Source organism: Pseudomonas sp. IPO3778 (assembly GCF_013386825.1).
In the GTDB taxonomy this organism is placed as follows: Bacteria; Pseudomonadota; Gammaproteobacteria; order Pseudomonadales; family Pseudomonadaceae; genus Aquipseudomonas.
On the sequence record NZ_JACARC010000125.1, the window covers coordinates 1 to 434 of the forward strand.

General features: G+C 63.8%; 1 pseudogene. It reads right to left on the minus strand.

Going from position 1 to position 434, the window contains the following annotated elements:
- Window positions 1–434 (minus strand): annotated as a pseudogene (locus HX855_RS32860) (DNA/RNA helicase, superfamily II protein); the annotation flags it as partial.

The following is a 434-nucleotide window of genomic DNA, read 5'->3' on the forward strand; positions in this document are numbered from 1 at the left end:
AGAGGCCGAGGCTGCGGCAACCCTTGCCAGCGCCATTGCGTGGTTTGCCCATCTGAGCGCTTGCACCAGGTCAACGGTGCAAAGACTTTACGCGGCTTGCCATCTTCATCCGGGCCCAGGTCGAAGCGATACAGCGCCATGACCGGCCGGCCCTGTGCATCGCGGTAGATCCACACCTTGGACGGAACACCGTGTTGCCGGTGCTTGGCAGGGCACTTGTTCATGGCCTCGGCCGGGATCGGCTGGATCGCAATCCACTCCGGCGCTGCGGGCTTGGCCGGTGCGTTTTTAGCGTTCGCCGAACCGGCGGAAACGTTGAGCAGGCCCGCCAGCTTTTTGCAGGCATCAACGTCGGTGCCGCCGTCGATGTAGCGCACGAGGTCGATCAGGTCGCCGCCCTTATCGCCGGTGGCAAAATCCGCCCAGGTGCCTTT